This window comes from Gracilibacillus sp. JCM 18860 (genome assembly GCF_055395245.1).
On sequence record NZ_AP043868.1, the window covers coordinates 433,218 to 453,692 of the forward strand.

21 protein-coding genes, 1 pseudogene and 2 riboswitches are annotated in these 20,475 nt (G+C 37.2%); of the genes and pseudogenes, 19 read left to right on the forward strand and 3 right to left on the reverse strand.

The window, feature by feature from the left end; all coding sequences use genetic code 11:
- Window positions 1-82: 82 nt before the first annotated feature.
- The 10 genes from rhaB (at window position 83) to ACZ5R4_RS02285 (ending at window position 11,043) form a co-directional block, all read left to right on the forward strand.
- A complete protein-coding gene (rhaB, locus tag ACZ5R4_RS02240; protein ID WP_054859419.1) occupies window positions 83-1,507 on the forward strand; it encodes a rhamnulokinase in 1,425 nt (474 codons plus the stop codon).
- Complete coding sequence (gene rhaA / locus ACZ5R4_RS02245) at window positions 1,491-2,750, forward strand: L-rhamnose isomerase (RefSeq protein WP_054788449.1); 1,260 nt, start codon at window positions 1,491-1,493, stop codon at window positions 2,748-2,750. The genes rhaB and rhaA overlap by 17 nt, the downstream gene beginning before the upstream one ends.
- A 124-nt stretch (window positions 2,751-2,874) precedes the next feature.
- Complete coding sequence (locus ACZ5R4_RS02250; protein WP_464368023.1) at window positions 2,875-4,941, forward strand: bifunctional aldolase/short-chain dehydrogenase; 2,067 nt, start codon at window positions 2,875-2,877, stop codon at window positions 4,939-4,941.
- Window positions 4,942-5,068: 127 nt separating this feature from the next.
- The gene (locus ACZ5R4_RS02255) at window positions 5,069-5,794 is read left to right on the forward strand and encodes a (Fe-S)-binding protein (RefSeq protein WP_109984329.1); all 726 of its coding nucleotides are present in this window, start codon (window positions 5,069-5,071) and stop codon (window positions 5,792-5,794) included.
- Window positions 5,794-7,224: a LutB/LldF family L-lactate oxidation iron-sulfur protein gene (locus ACZ5R4_RS02260; RefSeq protein WP_464368024.1), complete on the forward strand. Its 1,431-nt coding sequence runs from the start codon at window positions 5,794-5,796 to the stop codon at window positions 7,222-7,224. The genes ACZ5R4_RS02255 and ACZ5R4_RS02260 overlap by 1 nt, the downstream gene beginning before the upstream one ends.
- Window positions 7,221-7,943, forward strand: a complete 723-nt coding sequence (locus ACZ5R4_RS02265) for a LutC/YkgG family protein (protein ID WP_464368025.1) — start codon at window positions 7,221-7,223, stop codon at window positions 7,941-7,943. Before ACZ5R4_RS02260 ends, ACZ5R4_RS02265 begins: the two co-directional genes overlap by 4 nt.
- Before the next feature lie 507 nt (window positions 7,944-8,450).
- On the forward strand, window positions 8,451-9,365 hold the full coding sequence (gene cysK, locus ACZ5R4_RS02270) for a cysteine synthase A (RefSeq protein WP_109984326.1): 915 nt from the start codon (window positions 8,451-8,453) through the stop codon (window positions 9,363-9,365).
- A 250-nt stretch (window positions 9,366-9,615) separates the two neighbouring features.
- The gene (locus ACZ5R4_RS02275) at window positions 9,616-10,515 is read left to right on the forward strand and encodes a type II toxin-antitoxin system SpoIISA family toxin (protein WP_245902309.1); all 900 of its coding nucleotides are present in this window, start codon (window positions 9,616-9,618) and stop codon (window positions 10,513-10,515) included.
- A gap of 86 nt (window positions 10,516-10,601) precedes the next feature.
- The gene (locus ACZ5R4_RS02280; RefSeq protein ID WP_109984325.1) at window positions 10,602-10,808 is read left to right on the forward strand and encodes a hypothetical protein; all 207 of its coding nucleotides are present in this window, start codon (window positions 10,602-10,604) and stop codon (window positions 10,806-10,808) included.
- A gap of 79 nt (window positions 10,809-10,887) precedes the next feature.
- Window positions 10,888-11,043 carry a hypothetical protein gene (locus tag ACZ5R4_RS02285; protein ID WP_181397494.1) on the forward strand — a complete coding sequence of 52 codons (156 nt, stop codon included), beginning with the start codon at window positions 10,888-10,890 and terminating at the stop codon, window positions 11,041-11,043.
- Window positions 11,044-11,308: 265 nt separating this feature from the next.
- Here the strand turns inward: ACZ5R4_RS02285 and ACZ5R4_RS02290 are convergent, their stop codons facing one another.
- The gene (locus ACZ5R4_RS02290; RefSeq protein ID WP_054788450.1) at window positions 11,309-11,566 is read right to left on the reverse strand and encodes a hypothetical protein; all 258 of its coding nucleotides are present in this window, start codon (window positions 11,564-11,566) and stop codon (window positions 11,309-11,311) included.
- A 247-nt stretch (window positions 11,567-11,813) separates the two neighbouring features.
- On the opposite strand from ACZ5R4_RS02290, the gene ACZ5R4_RS02295 reads away from it, so the two are divergent.
- On the forward strand, window positions 11,814-12,605 hold the full coding sequence (locus ACZ5R4_RS02295) for an alpha/beta hydrolase (protein ID WP_054788451.1): 792 nt from the start codon (window positions 11,814-11,816) through the stop codon (window positions 12,603-12,605).
- A 26-nt stretch (window positions 12,606-12,631) separates the two neighbouring features.
- A complete protein-coding gene (locus ACZ5R4_RS02300; protein WP_181397492.1) occupies window positions 12,632-12,769 on the forward strand; it encodes a hypothetical protein in 138 nt (45 codons plus the stop codon).
- Between the two features lie 4 nt (window positions 12,770-12,773).
- On the opposite strand, the gene ACZ5R4_RS02305 is transcribed toward ACZ5R4_RS02300, so the two are convergent.
- A complete protein-coding gene (locus ACZ5R4_RS02305; RefSeq protein ID WP_054859415.1) occupies window positions 12,774-13,220 on the reverse strand; it encodes a YaiI/YqxD family protein in 447 nt (148 codons plus the stop codon).
- A 101-nt stretch (window positions 13,221-13,321) separates the two neighbouring features.
- Here ACZ5R4_RS02305 and ACZ5R4_RS02310 point away from each other — a divergent pair, with 101 nt between their 5' ends.
- Window positions 13,322-14,485, forward strand: coding sequence for a M20 family metallopeptidase (locus tag ACZ5R4_RS02310; protein ID WP_109984324.1), 1,164 nt, complete (start codon window positions 13,322-13,324; stop codon window positions 14,483-14,485).
- A gap of 83 nt (window positions 14,486-14,568) precedes the next feature.
- Here the strand turns inward: ACZ5R4_RS02310 and dapA are convergent, their stop codons facing one another.
- Window positions 14,569-15,459 (reverse strand): 4-hydroxy-tetrahydrodipicolinate synthase, encoded by an 891-nt coding sequence (gene dapA / locus ACZ5R4_RS02315; protein ID WP_054788452.1) that lies wholly within the window; start codon window positions 15,457-15,459, stop codon window positions 14,569-14,571.
- A gap of 192 nt (window positions 15,460-15,651) precedes the next feature.
- Window positions 15,652-15,833, reverse strand: a riboswitch (Lysine riboswitch).
- 179 nt (window positions 15,834-16,012) lie between these two features.
- Window positions 16,013-16,119: riboswitch (TPP riboswitch) on the forward strand.
- Between the two features lie 79 nt (window positions 16,120-16,198).
- Here dapA and tenA point away from each other — a divergent pair.
- The 6 genes and pseudogenes from tenA to ACZ5R4_RS02345 all read left to right on the forward strand — a co-directional run bounded on the left by tenA (window position 16,199) and on the right by ACZ5R4_RS02345 (window position 20,466).
- Window positions 16,199-16,888, forward strand: coding sequence for a thiaminase II (gene tenA, locus ACZ5R4_RS02320; protein ID WP_054788453.1), 690 nt, complete (start codon window positions 16,199-16,201; stop codon window positions 16,886-16,888).
- Window positions 16,881-17,471: an ECF transporter S component gene (locus tag ACZ5R4_RS02325; RefSeq protein ID WP_464368026.1), complete on the forward strand. Its 591-nt coding sequence runs from the start codon at window positions 16,881-16,883 to the stop codon at window positions 17,469-17,471. Before tenA ends, ACZ5R4_RS02325 begins: the two co-directional genes overlap by 8 nt.
- Before the next feature lie 4 nt (window positions 17,472-17,475).
- Complete coding sequence (locus ACZ5R4_RS02330; protein ID WP_464368027.1) at window positions 17,476-18,945, forward strand: ABC transporter ATP-binding protein; 1,470 nt, start codon at window positions 17,476-17,478, stop codon at window positions 18,943-18,945.
- On the forward strand, window positions 18,923-19,723 hold the full coding sequence (locus ACZ5R4_RS02335; RefSeq protein WP_109984319.1) for an energy-coupling factor transporter transmembrane component T family protein: 801 nt from the start codon (window positions 18,923-18,925) through the stop codon (window positions 19,721-19,723). The genes ACZ5R4_RS02330 and ACZ5R4_RS02335 overlap by 23 nt, the downstream gene beginning before the upstream one ends.
- A 100-nt stretch (window positions 19,724-19,823) precedes the next feature.
- Window positions 19,824-19,982 (forward strand): annotated as a pseudogene (locus ACZ5R4_RS02340) (MerR family DNA-binding transcriptional regulator); the annotation flags it as partial.
- Window positions 19,983-20,166: 184 nt separating this feature from the next.
- Window positions 20,167-20,466 (forward strand): SMR family transporter, encoded by a 300-nt coding sequence (locus ACZ5R4_RS02345; protein WP_054859411.1) that lies wholly within the window; start codon window positions 20,167-20,169, stop codon window positions 20,464-20,466.
- The last annotated feature ends 9 nt before the right edge of the window (window positions 20,467-20,475 follow it).

The window sequence follows — 20,475 nt, forward strand, 5'->3', positions numbered from 1 at the left end:
TAAATAATTTACGTTATATTATTTTGTTTTCTTATGCTATAACATATAAATTATTAACCGCTTACATAAGGGGAGGGATAATGTGCAAAAATGTAATCTAGCTGTAGATATTGGTGCATCAAGTGGTAGAGTCATAGCAGGCTATTTAGCTAATGGTAAACTAAAGCTTGATGAAATCCACCGTTTTGATAATGGAATGGAAATGAAAAATGGTCATTTGTGCTGGGATATTGATGGCTTATATCAAGAATTGGTTATTGGATTAAGAAAAAGTGTACAAAAAAATTACCAACCGACAACAATTGGTATTGATACTTGGGCAGTAGATTTTGTTCTGTTGGACAAAGAAAAAAATCGTATCACGGATTTCGTCGCTTATCGTGATCATCGCACAGATGGCGTAATGGATGACATTCTTAAAATCCTTGACCGAAGGAAGCTTTATCAACAAACAGGGATTCAATTTCAACCATTTAACACCATTTATCAATTATATGCATTTAAAAAAGAGAACCCTGAGTTAATGGAGAAAGCAAAGCACTTTCTCATGATACCGGATTATTTGAATTATTTACTAACAGGTACGTTATCAAATGAATATACCAATGCAACATCCACGCAGTTGTTATCGGCAAACAGCAAAACATGGAATCAATCAATAGCTGAAGCATTAGATATTCCTCTTGAGTTGTTTTTAGAGCCTAAAATGCCTATGCAAACACTAGGGTATTTAAAGCCAGAGCTCCAAAAAGATATAGGATTCGATGTGAAGGTTGTCTTACCTGGTACGCATGATACGGCTTCTGCTGTTGTTGCTGTACCAAATGATGAGTCGATTTATATTAGTTCAGGAACTTGGTCCTTAATTGGCGTAGAGCATGATACACCGATTACTAGTGAACAAGCGATGAGGTACAATTTTACCAATGAAGGCGGTGTGTATGAAAATATCCGCTTTTTAAAGAACATTATGGGCATGTGGATGATTCAAGAAGTAAAGAAGGAACTAAAAGATCAATACAGCTTTCAAGAATTTGTGGATCTAGCGTATCAATTGAAAGCGTTTGATTCCATTGTCGATGTCAATGACGAACGTTTTTTAAGTCCTAAGAGCATGATTCATTCCATTCAAACATTTTGTAAGGAAACGAATCAAGCCATTCCGCATTCACCTGCTGAATTAGCTGTTTGTATTTTCAATAGTCTTGTTAAAAGCTATCAACAAGCAGTGAAGGAAATCGAGGAAATGACAGGAAAGGAATATGCATCCATTAATATCATTGGTGGTGGAAGTAAAAACCAATATATGAACGAGCAATTAGCTAAAGCAACTGGTAAAGCTGTTTACACAGGTCCGACTGAAGCAACGGCTATTGGAAATCTGATCGCACAAATGCATACTACAGGAGAGATCGATTCCAGAGAAACGTCAAAATTAATGATCAATCGTTCCTTTGAGATTCAAAAATATTTAATACGAGGTGAGAAAAATGAGTATCAGAGATAATTTTAAAAGCGCAAAAAAACAATATGAAAAATGGGGGATTTCCGTAGAAGATGCCTTCGAGAAGGTTAAAAAGGTTCCCGTATCTATCCATTGCTGGCAGGGTGATGATATCGGAGGATTTGAAGTGAATCAACAAGAATTGTCAGGGGGAATTGATGTGACTGGTAATTATCCAGGTAAGGCAACAACTCCTGAGGAATTACGAAGCGATTTAGAAAAAGCCTTGTCCCTGATCCCGGGAAAACATCGGATAAACCTACACGCCATTTATGCAGAAACTGAGGGAGAAGTGGTCGACCGTGACGCTTTAGAACCAAAACATTTTCAAAATTGGGTGGATTGGGCAAAGGAGCATGAACTTGGATTGGATTTCAATCCTACCCTATTCTCTCATCCTATGGCAGAGGATGGTCTAACACTTGCACATCCAGATAAAGAAGTGCGTGATTTTTGGATTAGACATTGTATTCAATCACGAAAGATTGCTGCCTATTTCGGAAAAGAGCTCGGTACCCAAGCTTTAACAAATATTTGGATTCCAGATGGTTATAAAGACATTCCAAGTGATCGCTTAACACCAAGACAACGTTTAAAGGATTCTTTAGATGAAATTTTTTCCGTAGAGATCAATGAATCACACAACGTTGATGCCGTAGAGAGCAAGCTTTTTGGTATTGGTTCAGAGGCATATGTAGTTGGTTCCCACGAATTTTATATGGGATATGCCTTGAAAAATAATAAATTATGCTTATTGGATACAGGACATTATCATCCAACAGAAATGGTCTCCAATAAAATATCAGCAATGTTGCTATACAGTGATAAGCTTGCCTTACACGTATCCCGTCCTGTTCGCTGGGATAGTGACCATGTCGTCATATTCGATGATGAGTTAAGAGAAATTGGTCTAGAAATAGTACGAAATAACGCATTGGATAAAGTAATGATTGGCTTAGATTTCTTTGATGCTAGTATTAACCGTGTAGCGGCATGGACAATTGGTACAAGAAATATGATTAAGGCATTACTATATGCAAGTCTTTTACCAAATGAAAAATTAAAAGAACTACAGGAAAAGGGAAATTTCACTGATCGTTTAGCTTTAATGGAAGAGTTTAAAACTTATCCTTTTGGTGCGATTTGGGATTATTACTGTGAGATGCAAGGTGTACCTGTACAAGAAAACTGGTTAGATGAAGTAAAGACATATGAACAATCAGTCTTAGCAAAAAGAGAGGCATAAGATAGACCTCATCTAATTTATTTTTATTTGTTTGTGTTGATTTATCTTTGTTTTATAGTATAATGAAAACAGAAACACATCGAAAACCAAACAAAACAAAGATAAGGGAAGAGGAGGAATTAGATTGGTGCAAAATAAATGGGATGAAACAAAAGCTAACGACTTAAATGGTTTAGAATCATTGGTCTATCGGTCTAACCTGTTAGGTTCTGATCGTTCTGTTGTTAATATTGGTGGTGGAAATACTTCAACGAAGACAATTGAAAAGGATTTTAAAGGTGACGATATCGAAGTAATGTGGGTAAAGGGTAGTGGATCAGACCTTGCCTCCATGAAAGCTGCTAACTTTACTGGTTTAAAGCTAGATGATATCCGACCACTGCTTGAAAGGGATACGATGTCGGATGAAGAGATGGTGGAATATCTTTCCCACTGTATGATCGATGCAAAACACCCAAGATCTTCTATCGAAACACTGTTACATGCTTTTTTACCCTTTAAGCAAGTAGACCATACTCATCCAGATTCGATTATTAGTATCGCTTGCGCAGATAATGGGCAGGAGATTGCAAAGGAAATTTACGGAGACCGTTTTGTATGGGTTCCATATATTCGTCCAGGCTTCCAATTGTCTAAAATGATAGCGGAGGGTGTACAAAATAATCCGAATGCAGAGCTTGTCATAATGGAAAAACACGGGCTTGTGACATGGGGCGAAACATCGAAAGAGAGCTATGATAAAACAATTGCTATTATTAACGAAGCCGAGACATATATTGAAGAACAAAAAGCAGGAAAAAGTTTATTTGGTGGAGCGAAATACGACACTCTAGCAGAAGAAGAGAGAAAAAACATCTTTGCCGAAGTATTACCAGTTATTCGTGGACAAGTGAGTAAAGATAAGAAAATGCTTGCAACCTATACCGATGACGATAAGGTGTTAGAGTTTGTGAACAGTCACGATGCGAAAGAACTGTCTCAAATAGGTGCTGCATGCCCTGATCATTTAGTTCATACAAAACGTGTTCCTCTCTATATTGATTGGAATCCTCAGGTAGAGAATGCTGAAAGCTTAAAAGAAAAAATTAAAGAAGGTTTAGCAGTCTACCAGGAGGAATATGTTGCCTATTTTGAAAGAAATAAAAGTGAAGGTGATCAAATTGTGGAAACCGCACCACGTATCATTTTGATTCCAGGTCTTGGGATGGTGAATACAGGAAAAAGCTGGTCAGCAGCTAATATTAGCGAACAGCTATATCACCGAGCAATTGCTGTAATGAGTGGTGCGACCGTCTTAGGTAATTTTGTTTCATTAAATGAAGAGGAATCTTACTTAATTGAGTACTGGCCATTAGAGCTTTATAAGCTTAGCTTGGCCCCACCAGAGGCAGAATTTTCTCGTCAAGTAGCTTTTGTTACTGGTGGTGCTGGTGGTATCGGTACAGCAACGGCTTATCGTTTATTAGAGGAAGGGGCACATGTTGTTGTAGCAGATATTAATTTAGAAGGTGCCCAAGAGCTTGTGAAAAATGTAAACAGCCAGTATGGGGAAAATCGTGCATTTGCGGTGAAGATGGATGTAACAAAAGAAGAGGAAGTTCAAAAAGGTATTCGTGATTCGATCCTTCAATATGGTGGTTTAGATATTCTTGTAAACAATGCAGGTCTGGCAAGCTCCAGTCCATTCGAAGAAACGACGATGGATCAATGGAACTTGAATATAAATGTTCTAGTCACTGGTTATTTCTTAGTGGCAAGAGAAGTGTTTAAGTTAATGAAGAACCAAGAAATAGGCGGGAATATGGTCTTTATTGGATCCAAAAATTCCATTTATGCAGGAAAAAATGCAGCAGCCTACAGCACGGCAAAGGCTGCAGAAGTTCACTTAGCGAGAACAGTAGCTGCAGATGGTGGAGCATTGGGCATCCGTGTTAATTCCGTATTACCTGATGCTGTCATTCGTGGTTCTAAAATCTGGGATTCTTCGTGGAAGAAAGAGCGTGCTTCCTCTTATGGAATTGGCACAGATGACTTGGAAGAACACTATCGCAAACGAACAATTCTAAATGTAAATATTTTACCAGAGGATATCGCAGAATCTGTTGCATTCTTAGCATCATCCAAGGCAGCAAAAACTACTGGATGTATGGTCACTGTTGATGGCGGAGTTGCTGCAGCATTTACGAGATAATATTGGTGAAGTTTTGGTAGGATAAACTCTTTCATAAGGGTTTATCCTTTCTACTATATCGGATAAAAGAATGATAGAATAGAAAGATAAGATTATGGATTGGTATCATCTAAAAGGGGCGTTGAAAATGAAGGTATCCTTTTTTATTACATGCCTAGGAGACATTTTTTATGTGAATGCAGGCAAAGCAGCTGTTGAGTTATTAGAAAGGCTTGGATGTGAGATTGATTTTCCAAGAGCGCAGACTTGCTGTGGCCAGCCGGCATACAATAGTGGCTATCGGAAAGAAACGATAGAGGTGGCAAAGCATCTAATTGAGACCTTTGATCATTCAGAGTATGTAGTGGGGATTTCGGGGTCTTGTGTTTACATGATACATGAATATGTTCATTTATTTGAAGATGGATCCGAATGGCAAAAACGAGCGATCGATTTAAAGAATAAAACCTATGAATTCACCCAATTTATCGTCGATGTATTGGGTATTGAAGACGTGGGGGCAAGCTATCAAGCTGTTGCAACCTATCACACTTCTTGTCATATGACTAGATTGTTAGGCGTCAAGGAAGCTCCCTTTAAATTATTGAGTAATGTAAAAGGATTGAAATTAGTAGATTTACCGAATCGTCAGGATTGCTGTGGATTCGGAGGTACTTTTTCCGTAAAGATGTCGAACATTTCAGAGCAAATGGTTGATGAAAAAGTTTCCCATATTCAAGAGACGGAGGCTGACCTTTTACTAGGTGCTGATGGAAGCTGTCTCATGAATATAGGCGGTCGTTTGACACGGAAAGGTATCCCAGTAAAAGTAAAACATATTGCCGAAATCTTAAACAGCAGAGGTGAAGCATAATGCCTATGCATATAGGAGAAAAGGATTTTAAAGCAAGGGTATCAAAAGGTTTACAAGATGATTTTATGCGAGGTTCTGTTCGGTCTGCACAAGGAAGATTACAAAATAACCGAGCTAACGCTGCAGAAGAATTAGGTGATTGGGAAGAGTGGAGAACACTTGGACAGCAAATTCGTCAGCATACTGTCGAACATTTAGACTATTATTTACATCAATTAAGTGAGAAGGTTGCAGAGCTAGGTGGACACGTTTTCTTCGCAGAGACTGGCGAAGAAGCAAATGCGTATATACAGCAGGTTGCCAAAGATAAAAACGCCAAAAAAATCGCCAAATCAAAATCAATGGTGACAGAAGAAATTTCCATGAATGATGCATTAGAAGATATAGGGTGTGAAGTGATTGAAACAGATTTAGGTGAGTATATTTTACAAATTGACGACCATGATCCACCTTCTCATATCGTCGCACCAGCACTGCATAAAAATAAAGAGCAAATCAGAGATGTATTTCACGAACGATTAGGCTATGCTAAAACAGAACAACCAGAAGAGCTTGCATTATTTGCGCGGGAGAAATTAAGAGAAGAATTTTTGTCAGCAGATATAGGAATAACCGGCTGTAACTTTGCTGTAGCAGAATCTGGTTCCTTTGCTCTCGTTACTAATGAAGGAAATGCTAGAATGGTTTCCACCTTGCCAAAAACACAAATAACCGTAATGGGGATGGAACGTATTGTTCCAGGCTGGGAAGAACTAGATATTGTCGTGAGTCTACTCACTCGAGCAGCGGTAGGTCAAAAGCTAACGAGTTATATTACAGCACTGACAGGGCCGAAACAAATTGGAGAAGCAGATGGACCAGAGGAGTTTCATCTCGTTATCGTTGACAATGGCAGATCTAGAATATTAGGAACAGAATTCCAAGAAGCACTGCATTGTATCCGTTGTGCAGCTTGTATTAACGTTTGTCCTGTTTATCGTCATGTTGGTGGTCATGCCTATGGATCGATTTATCCTGGACCGATTGGAGCCGTTCTATCTCCTCTGTTATCAGACTATGATGAATACAAAGAATTGCCTTATGCTTCCTCTTTATGTGGAGCCTGTACAGAAGTTTGTCCAGTTAAAATTCCGCTACATGAACAACTGATCATGCACCGACGTAAAATCGTCGAAGATGAGAAAAAATCAACGCTTTCGGAACGTCTTGCAATGAAAGGTTTTGAGCAAATCGTTCAATCCGCTAATTTATATCGAACAGCAACGAAGATGGCACCATTCTTAACGACGCCATTTTCAAAGAATAATGTCATTTCGAAGGGACCAGGTCCATTGCGATATTGGACCGATGCTAGAGATTTACCCCAACCAACACAAGAAAGATTTCGTGATTGGTTTAAGCAGCGAAGTGAACGAGGTGATAGTGAATGAGCAAGGGTACGATAACGAATAGAGGAAAGTTTTTGAAGAATATTAGAGGTAAAATTGGTGGCATTTCTCCCGATAAGCCAGTAGAAAAACCAGACTGGACGGTAAATCCACAAAGAAGGGTAATGAAAGATTTTGATCAGGACCAATTAGTCGAGGTATTAGAAAAACAATGTCACCATATTCATACTGACTTTTTTTTGACTAATAGTGAATCCTTACAGGAAACACTTGATCAAGTGCTAGCATCGTATCAAACAAGATCGATTGTCTATTCTTATGACAATCGTTTTCATACGTATCAGCTTCCTGAATTTTTCAAGAATTTTGCTAAAAAACCAGAACATGAAGTGTTTAAATGGAATGATGAAAATAGAGAGGAGTCCATTTCATTTTCGGAGCGTGCAGATGTGGGGATTACCTTTAGTGATATAACATTGGCGGAATCTGGTACCATTGTTTTATTTAATAGGAAAGGACAAGGACGCTCGGTGAGTCTATTGCCAAAAGATTATATTGCGATTATCCCTAAATCAACCATCGTCCCTAGGATGACGCAGGCAACTGATTATGTACATCAACAAGTTGAGAAGGGTGAGGAGATTTCTTCCTGTATTAATTTCATCACAGGACCGAGTAACAGCGCAGATATTGAAATGAATCTCGTTGTTGGTGTTCATGGACCGATACGAGCTGCTTATATTGTCGTTGAGGATAAGTAAGAGAAAAGCGAAGAAGACATAACTAAATAGGAATAAGAAAAATCCATGCAAATTTCTGACAGATCGCAGTTTCACAAGATAAAGACCATTATGAGAGCGCGGCTCTTGTATTTTGGTCTTTATTCGTATGATAAAGACCATTATGAGAGCACGTCTCTTGCATTTTGGCCTTTATACCTTTTATAAAGACCATTTTGAGAACTAGACTTTCAGTGTTTTGTCTTTATTCGCTCTTCAAAAGACGAAAGCTCCCGTGGAAAACAGTATGAGTAGTTAACAAATCGTTGCACCTGACTGAAAAATTTTACTTGAGCAGATATTGACTGATGCCCTATGGATAAAGCAATGTATTTTGACAGAGCGGTTTCCGTGCTTAATATTCGGATTTTACTTCTTTCCTACACGTTTGTTCAAGCCCTATTTCTTTTAGCGAAAATGAGCATGTTTATTGTGAAGATTCTAAATATCTTGGTATGATAAAGCGTAGAAGTTGGGAGGACTTGCAGGATGAAAATTTATCAAAATATGACAGAGTTAATTGGTCAAACACCAATGGTAAAGCTTAATAAAATGGTTCCAGATAATATAGCAGAAGTATATGTTAAATTAGAGATGTTTAACCCATCAAGAAGTGTAAAGGACCGTGCCGCATACAACATGATAGTAGAAGCAGAAAAAGCGGGATTATTATCTGAAAATGCTACGATCATTGAGCCAACAAGCGGCAACACAGGTATTGGTCTAGCGATGACAGCAGCAGCAAAAGGATATCAGGCAATACTCGTTATGCCTGATAATATGACGAAAGAAAGAATAAACATTCTCAAAGCATTTGGTGCTCAGGTAGTTCTAACGCCTAGTGAAGAGAAAATGCCTGGTGCCATTAAGAGAGCAAAAGAATTATTAGAGCAAATTCCTAATAGCTTTATGCCACAACAATTTGAAAATCATGCCAATCCTGATATCCATCGAAAGACTACCGCTTTAGAAATCCTCGACCAAATGGAGGGCCAGTTTGACGGTTTTGTTGCTACTGCAGGAACAGGTGGCACGATCACCGGAACAGGGGAAACCTTGAAGGAAAAACTACCGAATATACATGTAGCTGTAGCTGAGCCCAAAGGTTCACCTGTATTATCCGGAGGAAAACCAGGAAAACATAAATTAGTCGGAACAAGTCCAGGATTTATACCAGAAATATTGAATACTTCTGTTTATGATGAGATTATTCAAGTTAGTGACGAAGATGCATTACAAACCTTTAAGAAGCTAGCAAAAGAAGAGGGGATATTTGTAGGACCATCTGCAGGAGCTGCTGTATTCGCTGCGATGCAAGTAGCTCAAAAATTAGGGAAAGGTAAAAAAGTCGTCTGTATCGCCCCAGACACTGGTGAAAGATACTTAAGTATGAATTTAATATAAGGATTCGTAGTACAGACAAAGTAGTCTGTACTATTTTTTTAGCAATTCTTTATAGGCATAGAGCACATTTCTTTTCAGACATTCTATTAGTTTTCCTTATACAACCTTTTCTCATTATTAAAAGTCAACTAGTAATAGAAGAAAAATTGGAGAAATGTACTATTTATCCTGCTCATGCATAAAATAGGAATTAGCAAATGGAAAAATTAGGGGATGGGATATTTTACATTTCTTCTTTGGTGGAAAGGTTGTGAATAATTTGGAGAAAGAAGCATTAGGTTTTTCAATCCTTATAGGTATTCTCCTCCTATTCATATTATATGTTTACATCCAGAGCTGGAGAAGTTTCCGTAATAAAGAGGATAACCGATTCAATGAAAACCTCTATCAATATCGAAAAACACTTTATTTTTTATTTGTATTATGTCTAGGAATTCTATGGATCGTTCAAATTCTATCAATTAAAGATTGGCAGACACTATTAATCCTTGCTGTAATAGTTGTTTTTATCGATATATCGGTATTTTCTACACCTACCATTAAAAAAATCTGGAGAACAGAATTTCAAGCCTTCGACCCATTAAAAAGCTATATACAAGAAAATAGTTTGTTAGAAGAAAGACAGAAGGATAAGTTAAATTATTTTTCGCAATTGATTCAAATTGCTCCTTTAATCAAATCAGATATTGACAGTAGAGACTTAGAATTCTCAGAAGCATTAAGCATCTTTTTGAGCTATTATGCGGAAGCCTTTGGTCTACGTATTCATTTATATCAAGTGGAAGCAAATCGACAAAACGAAGAGCAGCCATATGAAACGATTGACCTGTTCATTGAAACCATACAAATCATTAAACAAACTCATACATTAGATTGGAGTACCATGCCAGATAACCTAGTGAAACCTGATGAAACCGCTTCAAGTGAAACGATAGTTATTGAAACCTTATGGAATGGGGATATTGTAGCATTAGATCGAGAAGAGAAGCATGGGAAAGGAATGGCTCACCTATGTCCGGTATTTGTTGGTGAGGATGAGATATTTCTTCTATTTATCGAGGAGCATCATCAAAGAGTGTATGAAATGGACGCCTTGTTTTTAACGAATCTAGCTTGTTTGTTTTGTTTTTTTGAAAAACAAAATGAATAAAGAGGTAATATTTGATGTGATTCCTCCGTAAAATGATGAAGAGTATTTTAAAACGAGAAAATAAACAGTGGCGGAGGAGGAATTTTGTGATTCAGACAGTAATGGAATTTAGGCCCCAAAAAAATCAAGAAAAGGAACAAATAACACAGAAATCGAATACATTATTACCAACACCAATACGTGATATTTTACATCATAGAAAATCACCGATTACAAAATTATCAGAGTCATCTAAGACTAGGTATACGAAAGATTTGGAAGAATTAAGGAAAAAGGCTTTAAAGCAATTGTAATCTGAGTGCCTTGCTTCAATAGATGACTTTATGAATATGAATTAAATGGTAGGTGATGGATGAGGAGAGATGGTAATTAATGTCAGAAGAAAAGAAAAAAAGCCCCTATCTCATCAAAACAAGTAATATCCAGAAAGTTACTCAATGGAAAGGGAAGTCTCGTGAGGAGAAAAGACATCAGGATATGTTAAGTAAAATAAAAAAACTACAAAAGAACAATCAATCTTTTTCTTAGGCTATAGGTTTATTGATTAGGCAATTATATTTTATTCTTTAAAAAGTAGGTCTCTATCTCCGGCTATTATAAAGCTAGCTAAATAGAGATCTATTTTATTTTTTATGGTGATAATAAAGCTACGACTATCACCAATTGGGTGATAGTCGTTGGATAGTTAGGCATTAATACTGGAAGATTAACCTATCAACATTCAGTAAGCAGATGTAGAATAGAGGGTATCCAGACGAAGACATCGTGATTACTACCAAGGTAGCGCTTCAGATTAATACGGGCCATAAGGTCCATACGGGCCATATGGTGGATAAGGTGTTGGTCCATAATATGGCGGATATGGTGGATATGCATAAGGATATGGTCTTGGCGGGCCATCAATTAATTCTCCACCTAAAAAGCCCAATCCAAAGCCTAATAATCCAGCACCTAACGGTCCAAACCCTGGTCCTGGTCCAAAAAATCGTTGATCATGTTCAGGATAGTGATAACCTTGATGAAGAGGTTCTTGAAATCCATGTGGATGCATGATGGATGCTCCTTTCCTAAGCAATTATCGTACTGATAGTAGCCTATGCTTAAAGGAGAAATGTGAAAGGGATATTCACCCAGATTTTAAGAAAATTTTAGGCTATTTCCTAAAATTACTTTTCCATGTAAAATAGAACTAGTAGAGTATACAAATCAAAATATGATTGTCGATTACGTTTGTAAGCAGATGTTTTTCGGTGATTTATGGTTGATATGCATGCGTTAAATTAGAAAGGATGAGATTGATGTTTCTGAAAACAAAAGAAGAAATCAATTGGAAAGATGATTCATTACATGAAGATTGTCCAAGCTTAACACCATATTTCTTAAAAGACAAACGAAAGGCTCCAATTATTGTAGTTATTCCTGGAGGTGGGTATGGACATCGTGCTTATCATGAAGGGGTGCCGGTAGCAGAATGGTTAAATAAAAACGGCTATCACGCCTATGTTTTACGGTATAATGTAGCCCCTATAAAAGATCAAGAAGTCATCTATAAGTCCAAATATGCGATCCAATATGCACGTTACTATGCGGAATCGAAAGGAATCAAAGGGCAAAAGTTAGGAGTTCTAGGCTTTTCTGCAGGAGGACATTTAGCCGCAATGATAAGTAATGACTTTGATGAGGCAAAAGAAGATAGTAATGATCCAGTTTTACGATATACATCAAGACCTGATTTTCATCTACTCTGCTATCCAGTTATTTCGATGGGGGATTATACACATGAAGGAAGTAAGAATAATCTATTAGGAGAAAATCCTGAGGAAGCATTAGTACTTAATCACTCTTGTGAAAGGTTGGTAACCTCTCAAACCTCACCAGCGTTTATTTGGTCTACTGCAAATGATCAAGCAGTTCCAGTGATGAACAGTTTATTATATGCGCAAGCACTCCAAGAGCATCAGATAGAATATGATCTACATATTTATCAAGATGGAAGACATGGCCTTGGTTTAGCGGATGATCAATTCCATACAATAAATTGGAAAGAAGAATGTATTAGTTGGCTTGATACATACATAAAACCATCATAAATAGTCAACAGGAAGGAGTTATTTGCATGACAAAAGTAAAAATGCTTGTCCAAACCACTTACAAAAACGAATTGCTGAGGGAAGGGAAAGTGTACGATATTCCTGATGACACAGCAAAACGTTGGATTATTAGTAAAATTGCACAAAAATATGAAGAGAAATAAGTTTCTAACAAGATGTTTGAATGAGCTTTCGCAATTGATGGCGGAAGCTTTCTTTTTGATCATTGCTTAGCTTCTTCGGACCTTTTGTTCGCAATCCTGCTTTTCTAGCTTTTGCTTTTAAATGTCTTTCTTCTAACATTTGGTCGATTTTTTTCTTGGAATATAGGAAGCCAATATGATGAATGACATAACAATTTTTTTCTAATCCTAAAGCAGCAAGACCATAATCTTGTGTTACTATGATATCCTTCGCTTTTGCCATGCCTATGATTCGGTAGTCCACTGCATCAGAACCTGTGTCAACATAGGTTACCTTAACAAAAGACGGATAGTCTTGGTGGCTGTAGTGGCTGTAGCTTCGAACTAAATGAACGGTTATATTCTTTCCTATTACTTCCTCTAATATTGTATCCACAACAGGGCATGCATCTGCATCCACGTAAATTTCCATATGAACCTTCCTCTCCATAAATTGATTTTAAGAATAGTATAGCAATTTTGTAGTGGTTATAGTATTATTTTCTTATTATAAGTGGAAAGTCAGGGTATAGGATGAACGATTATTTAGAAAAACAACAAGAAAATATGCTTTATTTACTAGAACAATTGGTCAATATAGATAGTGGGACTTCTGACAAAGCAGGGGTGGATAGGATAGGGGCATTAATGGCAACATTATATCGAGCCTTAGGGCTAAAGGTTAATGTATTTCCGGAAGCTGATTATGGAAACCATTTAGTTGTAAGGGCTTCCCAACAACATAAACCAACTATCCTAATTATTACACATATGGACACAGTTTTTGAAAAAGGAACGGCAAAATTGCGTCCATTTCTAGTGAAAGACAACCGTGCATATGGACCTGGTGTTATTGACATGAAAGCAAGTCTCGTTGCTGTCTATTTTGCAATGAAAGCTTTGAAGGAAATAAAAAGTAAGGCCTTCTATGATGTAGAAATTTTATTAACTAGTGATGAAGAAATTGGTTCAGTTACTTCGAAATCGTTGATTGAATCCCATGCCAAGGATAAAAAATTTGCTTTAGTGATGGAGCCAGCTCGAAAAAATGGTGCTATTGTGTCAGCTAGAAGAGGGAAGGCTCATTATACATTGGAGGTATTTGGGAAGGCAGCTCATTCTGGTATCGAACCAGAAAAAGGGAGAAGTGCGATAGAGGAGCTTGCTCATAAAATTATTCAATTACATGATATTACCGATGAAGAGAAAGGTATTCATGTCAATGTCGGGATCATTGAAGGAGGTAGCTCTGTTAATACTATATCTGACCATGCTTCTGCGGAGATTGATGTAAGATTTCGAAAACAGGAGCAAGCGGATCAAATTGAGCAGAAGATAGAAGACATTACCTCTCATGCAGATATTGAAGGAACAAAGGTACGATTAGAAGGGGAGATTAACCGTCCTCCAATGGAGAAAACGGCGAAAACCGAAAGTCTTCTTCGTATTATCCGCAAGGTAGGGGATGAGCTTCACATAAAGATAACAGACACCGAAACTGGTGGTGGTTCAGATGCTTCTTTTACTGCGGCGATCGGAATACCAACGGTTGATGGATTGGGACCAGTGGGTGGAAATGCACACCGTGAGGATGAATATTTAGAAATAGATTCATTCTTACCTAGAACAATCTTGTTAGCAGAAGTGATAAAACAATTACATCGAAAAATAAATCAAACGAAAAAGCCACAATCATGAATGATATGCTCCCCTTTAAGTAGACAGGTTAAAAATAAAAAATCTGTTACTTGAGGGGAGTATTTTTATGTCCAATAGATCCTTTATCCTACAAAATAATTCTTTTGCAGATAATGTAAATCCTGATGTAATGTATTCAATTCTTCTTCGTCTAAAGGTATGAGTGGAAGTCTTACGGAGCCAACATCCATTCCAAGCATGGCTAATGCTGATTTAACGGGTACGGGATTTGGTGCTTTAAACAATGCTTTCATGATCGGTAATAGCTCTTGATGTAGACGTGCTGCCTTCTTCGGGTTCCCTGTTTGATATTGTGTAATCATCTCCTTCATTTCATTCCCAATAATATGGGAGGAAACCGAGATAATTCCTCTTCCACCTATTGCAAGCATTGGTAGTGTTAGACTATCATCTCCACTATAAAGAGAAAAATCTTCAGATGTTTCATGAATGATTCTCGTCATGGCATCTAAATCACCACTAGCTTCTTTTACAGCTACTATGTTTTTGATTTTGGCTAATTCAATAATAGTTTCAGGTAATAGATTCACACTCGAACGTCCTGGAATGTTATATAACATAACTGGTAAGGTAGTTGCTTTAGCGATAGCTTCAAAGTGTGCATACATCCCAGCCTGTGATGGCTTGTTGTAATACGGAGTAACAAGCATTACGGCATCGACACCTAACATTTCGGCTTGTTTTGTTAACTCGATGGATGCTTGTGTATTATTCGAACCAGTACCTGCTATAACAGGAATCCGTTTATTCACAACTTTTACAGTAAATTGAAGGAGAGAAAGAATTTCGTCTTTGGATAATGTTGGTGATTCTCCTGTTGTACCAGCGACTACTAATCCTTCTGTTCCATTACTAATTAAATAATTAATTAAATGTTCTGCTTTGTTAAAATCAATTTGTCCGTTTTGATCAAATGGTGTGACCATTGCTGTTACGACACGTCCAAAATTCATTTTAGCCTTCACCTCTATTCATATTTTTAAAACAATTTCGCTACGTAAAATGAATAGAGCTTATCCCATCATCAAACCTTTTTGGAAAACTAATAACAGATCATTAAGTTTTCGCCTAATAACTATCAGGTTAGACAGCAAAAAATGCAACAATGAAAGGGTATCATTGTTGCACCGTTATTTGATAATGATGCGTGAGATAGCCCTCCATATAGCTTCTTCGACTATATGACAGCCCGACATTTCTTAAATGAAGGACCAGTGACTAAGATGATGCATTCCTAATCACTTCGGCAAATCCCCCTTTCTGTAATCATCACAGGCGACATCTCCTCCGATTACATACTAATGGTCATTGCACCTCTATTCTCAAACTATTCAATTGTTTTAAATGTTGGTTACTACTATAACAAAGTTTATCCATAGATGCAATAGATAAAAAGTTTAAAAGATGAATAGAAAATAATGGATTCTCTCTTATTGAAACAAATTTAAAGAATAGCTTGACAAACTGGAAAAATTTGATATAGTTATACACGAATTAAATAAAAACGCATTCCACTAGGGGTGTCTTCTAAAGACTGAGATTAAAGTTTTACTTTAAGACCCTTAGAACCTGATCTGGTTTATACCAGCGTAGGGAAGTGGTACGATATCCGTTATTTTCTGCAGGTATAACCACTATCCTTACGTATTTGGTAGGATAGTGGTTTTTGTGTTTCCTGGGAGGAGAAGAAAAATGAAATTTTCAGAAAAACTAAGAAAGGAAGTAGACCCTATTTGGCAGGAGAGCTTCCAGCATCCATTTGTCCAAGGAATTGGAGAGGGAACATTACCGGTAGAGAACTTTAAGTACTATGTCCTACAGGATGCTTATTATTTATCCCATTTTGCAAAAGTTCAAGCACTCGGTGCAGCTAAAGCAAATTCTTTTGAAACGACAAACCGAATGGCCGCACATGCCCAAAGCACTTATGAAGCAGAACATGCGTTACATGAATCATTTACAGAGATTTTAGGGATTACGGAGGAAGAGATCAAAGCATTTCAGCCTTCTCCAACTGCTTATGCCTACACCTCTCATTTATATCGAGCAGCATATGACGGGCATTTAGGGGATGTGATTGCAGCTATTCTACCGTGTTATTGGCTTTATTATGAGGTTGGAGAGGTTTTGAAGAATTGTACTCCAGATCATCCTGTTTATCAAAAATGGATTTCAACTTATGGCGGAGAGTGGTTCAAGCGGTCAGTGGAGGAACAAATTAATCGGTTAGATGAAATTGCTTTATCCGTTACAGATTCAGATCTAGAAAGAATGAAACAGCACTTTGTCATAAGTAGTCGTTATGAACTTATGTTCTGGGAGATGGCCTATCAACTTGAATCCTGGCAATCAATAGGAAGAAAAGAGGGAAAATATGTTTAAAAAGCTAACACTTACCGATATTCTTGTTACAGTTGTTATTGCATTAGTCTTCAGTGTCATATATAAAATCTGGGGACCCCTCTATAGCGCGGTTTCGGTTTTAGGCTTGCATATCGATCAATTGCTGTACGGAATGTGGTTTATGGCGGCAACCGTTGCATTTTTAATTATTCGTAAGCCTGGCGTCGCTTTGTTAGCAGAATTGGCTGCTGCACAAGGAGAATTCTTATTTGGTGGTCAATGGGGTATTTCATTATTATTATACGGCCTCGTTCAAGGGCTAGGTTGTGAAATTATATTCGCTATTTTCCGTTACCGAAGCTATCATATTTTGGTCATGTGCTTAGCTGCAGTTGGTGCGGCAATCGGCTCTTTATGGCTCGATATTTATTATGGGTATATCACGGAATTAGCTTTATGGAATCTGAGTTTGCTCGTTTTTGCTAGAATATTGGGGTCTATCGTAATCACAGGAATCTTTGCATACTACCTAGTAAATGCATTAGAAAAAACGGGAGTAACAAGACTAGTTCGACCATTGTCCAACAAGCATTACGAAGCGCTAGATGAGGAGATTAGGTGAAAGAATGAGTACCATTGCTATCGAAAAACTACGTGTAAAATTTCCTGAAGAGGAATCCTTTTTATTTAAGGATTTCTCTCTCTCCATTCGAAAAGGGGAAAAAGTACTCATCCTTGGTCCTTCAGGATCGGGAAAATCGACTTTATTAAAAATTTTATCAGGGTTGGTGCCAAAATCGATGGAAATCCCCATTAAATATACATCACGAGAGCTCTCAAATTCCTGGGGTTTTGTCTTTCAAGATCCGGATTCTCAATTTTGTATGCCCTATGTCGATGAAGAGCTTGGTTTTGTGTTAGAAAATCTCGGGATACCGCATGATCAAATGAAGGAATTATTACATCGTTACCTAGTAGAGGTCGGATTAGAACTAGAAGATGTCCATATTAAAATAGAAAGGTTATCTGGTGGTATGAAACAAAGGCTTGCAATTGCTTGCATTCTAGCATTACAGCCAAACACAATATTTCTAGATGAACCGACTGCCATGCTTGATCTAGAAGGGACGGCACAGGTTTGGGAAACGATGCAAAGGGTTGCTAGAGACAAAACCGTGATCATTGTTGAGCATAAAATCGAGCATGTGATTGATTTTATCGACCGTGTCGTCTTACTTGATGAAAAAGGGAACATTATGATGGATGATACTCCCAAAGTCATTTTTGAACAATCTAAGCAAAAGCTAAAGGAATTCGGCATTTGGTATCCTTCCGTTTGGCACGAATATAGGCATGCTAAAACAGAAATCAATCAACCCATCAATCAATCAGCTGAGACTTTAATGAAAATGGAGGATTTTATCGGTTATCATCATAAACAGCCCGAAATAGAAGTTTCGAATGTAGAAATAAAGAAAGGGGATTGGATTTCTGTTACAGGAGAGAATGGTGCAGGAAAGAGTACATTGTTGCAGGCTATTATGAAGCTAATTAAGACGAACGGAAAAATAGACTATCCACTTGTGAAAAATCATAGTGATTTATACCAACGAATCGGCTATGTGTTTCAAAACCCTGAATTGCAATTTGTAGAAAATACGGTTTACGAAGAATTAGCCTTTTCTCTACGTAAAGAGAAACTCTCTGAAGAAGAAAATAAGAAAAAAATTGAAGCTCAATTAAAGGATTTCCATCTCTTGAACGAAATTCATAAGCATCCCTTCCAGCTTTCAACTGGTCAGATGAAAAGACTAAGTCTTGCAACTGTTACGATAACGTCACCTGACATGCTTCTATTAGACGAACCAACCTTTGGTCAGGATGCTCGAAATACTTTTAGAATTTTAGAAAAGTTGACTCGATTGTGGAAAGAAGGGATGACGATTGTGATGGTGACGCACGATCCGATGATCACTGAATTACACGCAACCATTGTGTGGCAAATCAAACAAGGGAAAATAATACATATAAGGGATATAGTGAATCTTAGGGAAGAAGAGGAGGTAGGACAGGTTGGCGATCGAATTATCCTATAAAAAAACATTCCTCCATCACATTAATCCAAGTATGAAATTTATTATTTTTGTAGGATTATTTATTGGCCTTCTGCTGATTCATAATCCGAATATCTTGTTTTATACTTGTATAGGGTTATTATTGGTATATTTTCTTTTGACAGGCTATCCCTTTGTGTTATTACTGCTTTTTGCATCTCCATTCCTCATCATTTTTCTTTCCTCTACTATTACAATGATGTTATTTGGGGAAGGGCAGACGACATTGTTTCAATATGGTGTTATCCATGTAACAGAAGAAAGCTTCTATCGAGGTATTCATTTAGGAATGAGGAGTATCGTTTTCGGGTTATTAGGGCTATTATTTGCTTTAACCACAAGACCTGTATCGATGTTTTATTCCATGATGCAGCAGTTGAAGCTCCCTCCGAAGATTGCCTACAGTTTTATGACAGCGATCCGCTTGTTACCGATGATCGCGGAAGAGTTTAGTCATCTTAAAAAAGGATTAAAGATTCGTGGCATGGAATATAAGAAAGGAATTCATGGTTTTTATCAAAAGATTCAGCTTTTTACCATTCCAGTCCTTGCACAAAGTATACGCAGAGCATATCGGATTGCAATTGCAATGGAAGCTAAACAATTTACAGGTAATAGAGACAGAACCTTTTATTATCAAATAGGGTTTACGAGGTATGATACTTATTTTGTTATCTTCTTATTAGCAACACTGCTTATTACCTTTTATATGAGTGAACAACTTCCTATTTTGCAAGTAAAGGACGTCCTTTCCTTATAAAAGAGAATGAATCGAGCATTACTATCATCATTAGTAATGCTCTTTTTTGTTGACTCTTACGCTTACGTTAGGCTTATGATAGTAGGGAAGAAGGCTCGCAATGTATAGTATCGGAAAGATTGCAAAAGAAATGAATAGTACGGTTCGAACATTAAGGTATTATGATGAAATTAATTTGTTGAAGCCATCTTATATCTCGGAATCAGGATATCGTTATTACTCAAAAAAAGATATTATCACATTACAGCGAATTATTGCATAAAAGGAACTAAATTTTCAATTAAATCAAATAGAAACAATCTTAAATCAGAAAAATGGGAAGATGTATTTGAGGAACAACTAGCACTTGTTACTAAGGAATTGCGGCTATTTAAGCATCTATCGGTGATTGAACAAAACGATAGTTGGAAAAATATATTTCAGTATATTAGACAAAGAGTTTTTTGATTATTGCAGGCTTATTTGAAGTGATAGGAGTTATTGGGGTAAAGAAAGTATCAGAAAAAAATAACTTCTGGAACAATGTGAGGCTAATTGGTAGTTTTATTATTAGTTTTCAATATTTATCTATGGCTTTACAGGAGATCCAGTTATCGACTGCATACGCAATTTGGACAGGAATTGGTACACTTGGTTCAGCAATCATTGGAATTATTTTCATTCATGAGCCTAAAAATTTTCTCCGCATTTGTTGTATTATCGGAATGATCCTTACAGTGATCAGTTTAAAGGTCGTTAGCTAAGAGTGGCTG

Coding starts and splice junctions, on each gene's coding strand:
- rhaA (WP_054788449.1), top strand. CDS start 1,491: ATGAGTATCAGAGATAATTTTAAAAGCGCAAAAAAACAATATGAAAAA.
- tenA (WP_054788453.1), top strand. CDS start 16,199: ATGAAATTTTCAGAAAAACTAAGAAAGGAAGTAGACCCTATTTGGCAG.
- ACZ5R4_RS02300 (WP_181397492.1), top strand. CDS start 12,632: ATGACAAAAGTAAAAATGCTTGTCCAAACCACTTACAAAAACGAATTG.
- ACZ5R4_RS02290 (WP_054788450.1), bottom strand. CDS start 11,566: ATGCATCCACATGGATTTCAAGAACCTCTTCATCAAGGTTATCACTAT.
- ACZ5R4_RS02255 (WP_109984329.1), top strand. CDS start 5,069: ATGAAGGTATCCTTTTTTATTACATGCCTAGGAGACATTTTTTATGTG.
- ACZ5R4_RS02330 (WP_464368027.1), top strand. CDS start 17,476: ATGAGTACCATTGCTATCGAAAAACTACGTGTAAAATTTCCTGAAGAG.
- ACZ5R4_RS02265 (WP_464368025.1), top strand. CDS start 7,221: ATGAGCAAGGGTACGATAACGAATAGAGGAAAGTTTTTGAAGAATATT.
- dapA (WP_054788452.1), bottom strand. CDS start 15,459: ATGAATTTTGGACGTGTCGTAACAGCAATGGTCACACCATTTGATCAA.
- ACZ5R4_RS02285 (WP_181397494.1), top strand. CDS start 10,888: ATGTCAGAAGAAAAGAAAAAAAGCCCCTATCTCATCAAAACAAGTAAT.
- ACZ5R4_RS02325 (WP_464368026.1), top strand. CDS start 16,881: ATGTTTAAAAAGCTAACACTTACCGATATTCTTGTTACAGTTGTTATT.
- ACZ5R4_RS02305 (WP_054859415.1), bottom strand. CDS start 13,220: ATGGAAATTTACGTGGATGCAGATGCATGCCCTGTTGTGGATACAATA.
- ACZ5R4_RS02260 (WP_464368024.1), top strand. CDS start 5,794: ATGCCTATGCATATAGGAGAAAAGGATTTTAAAGCAAGGGTATCAAAA.
- ACZ5R4_RS02310 (WP_109984324.1), top strand. CDS start 13,322: ATGAACGATTATTTAGAAAAACAACAAGAAAATATGCTTTATTTACTA.
- cysK (WP_109984326.1), top strand. CDS start 8,451: ATGAAAATTTATCAAAATATGACAGAGTTAATTGGTCAAACACCAATG.
- ACZ5R4_RS02295 (WP_054788451.1), top strand. CDS start 11,814: ATGTTTCTGAAAACAAAAGAAGAAATCAATTGGAAAGATGATTCATTA.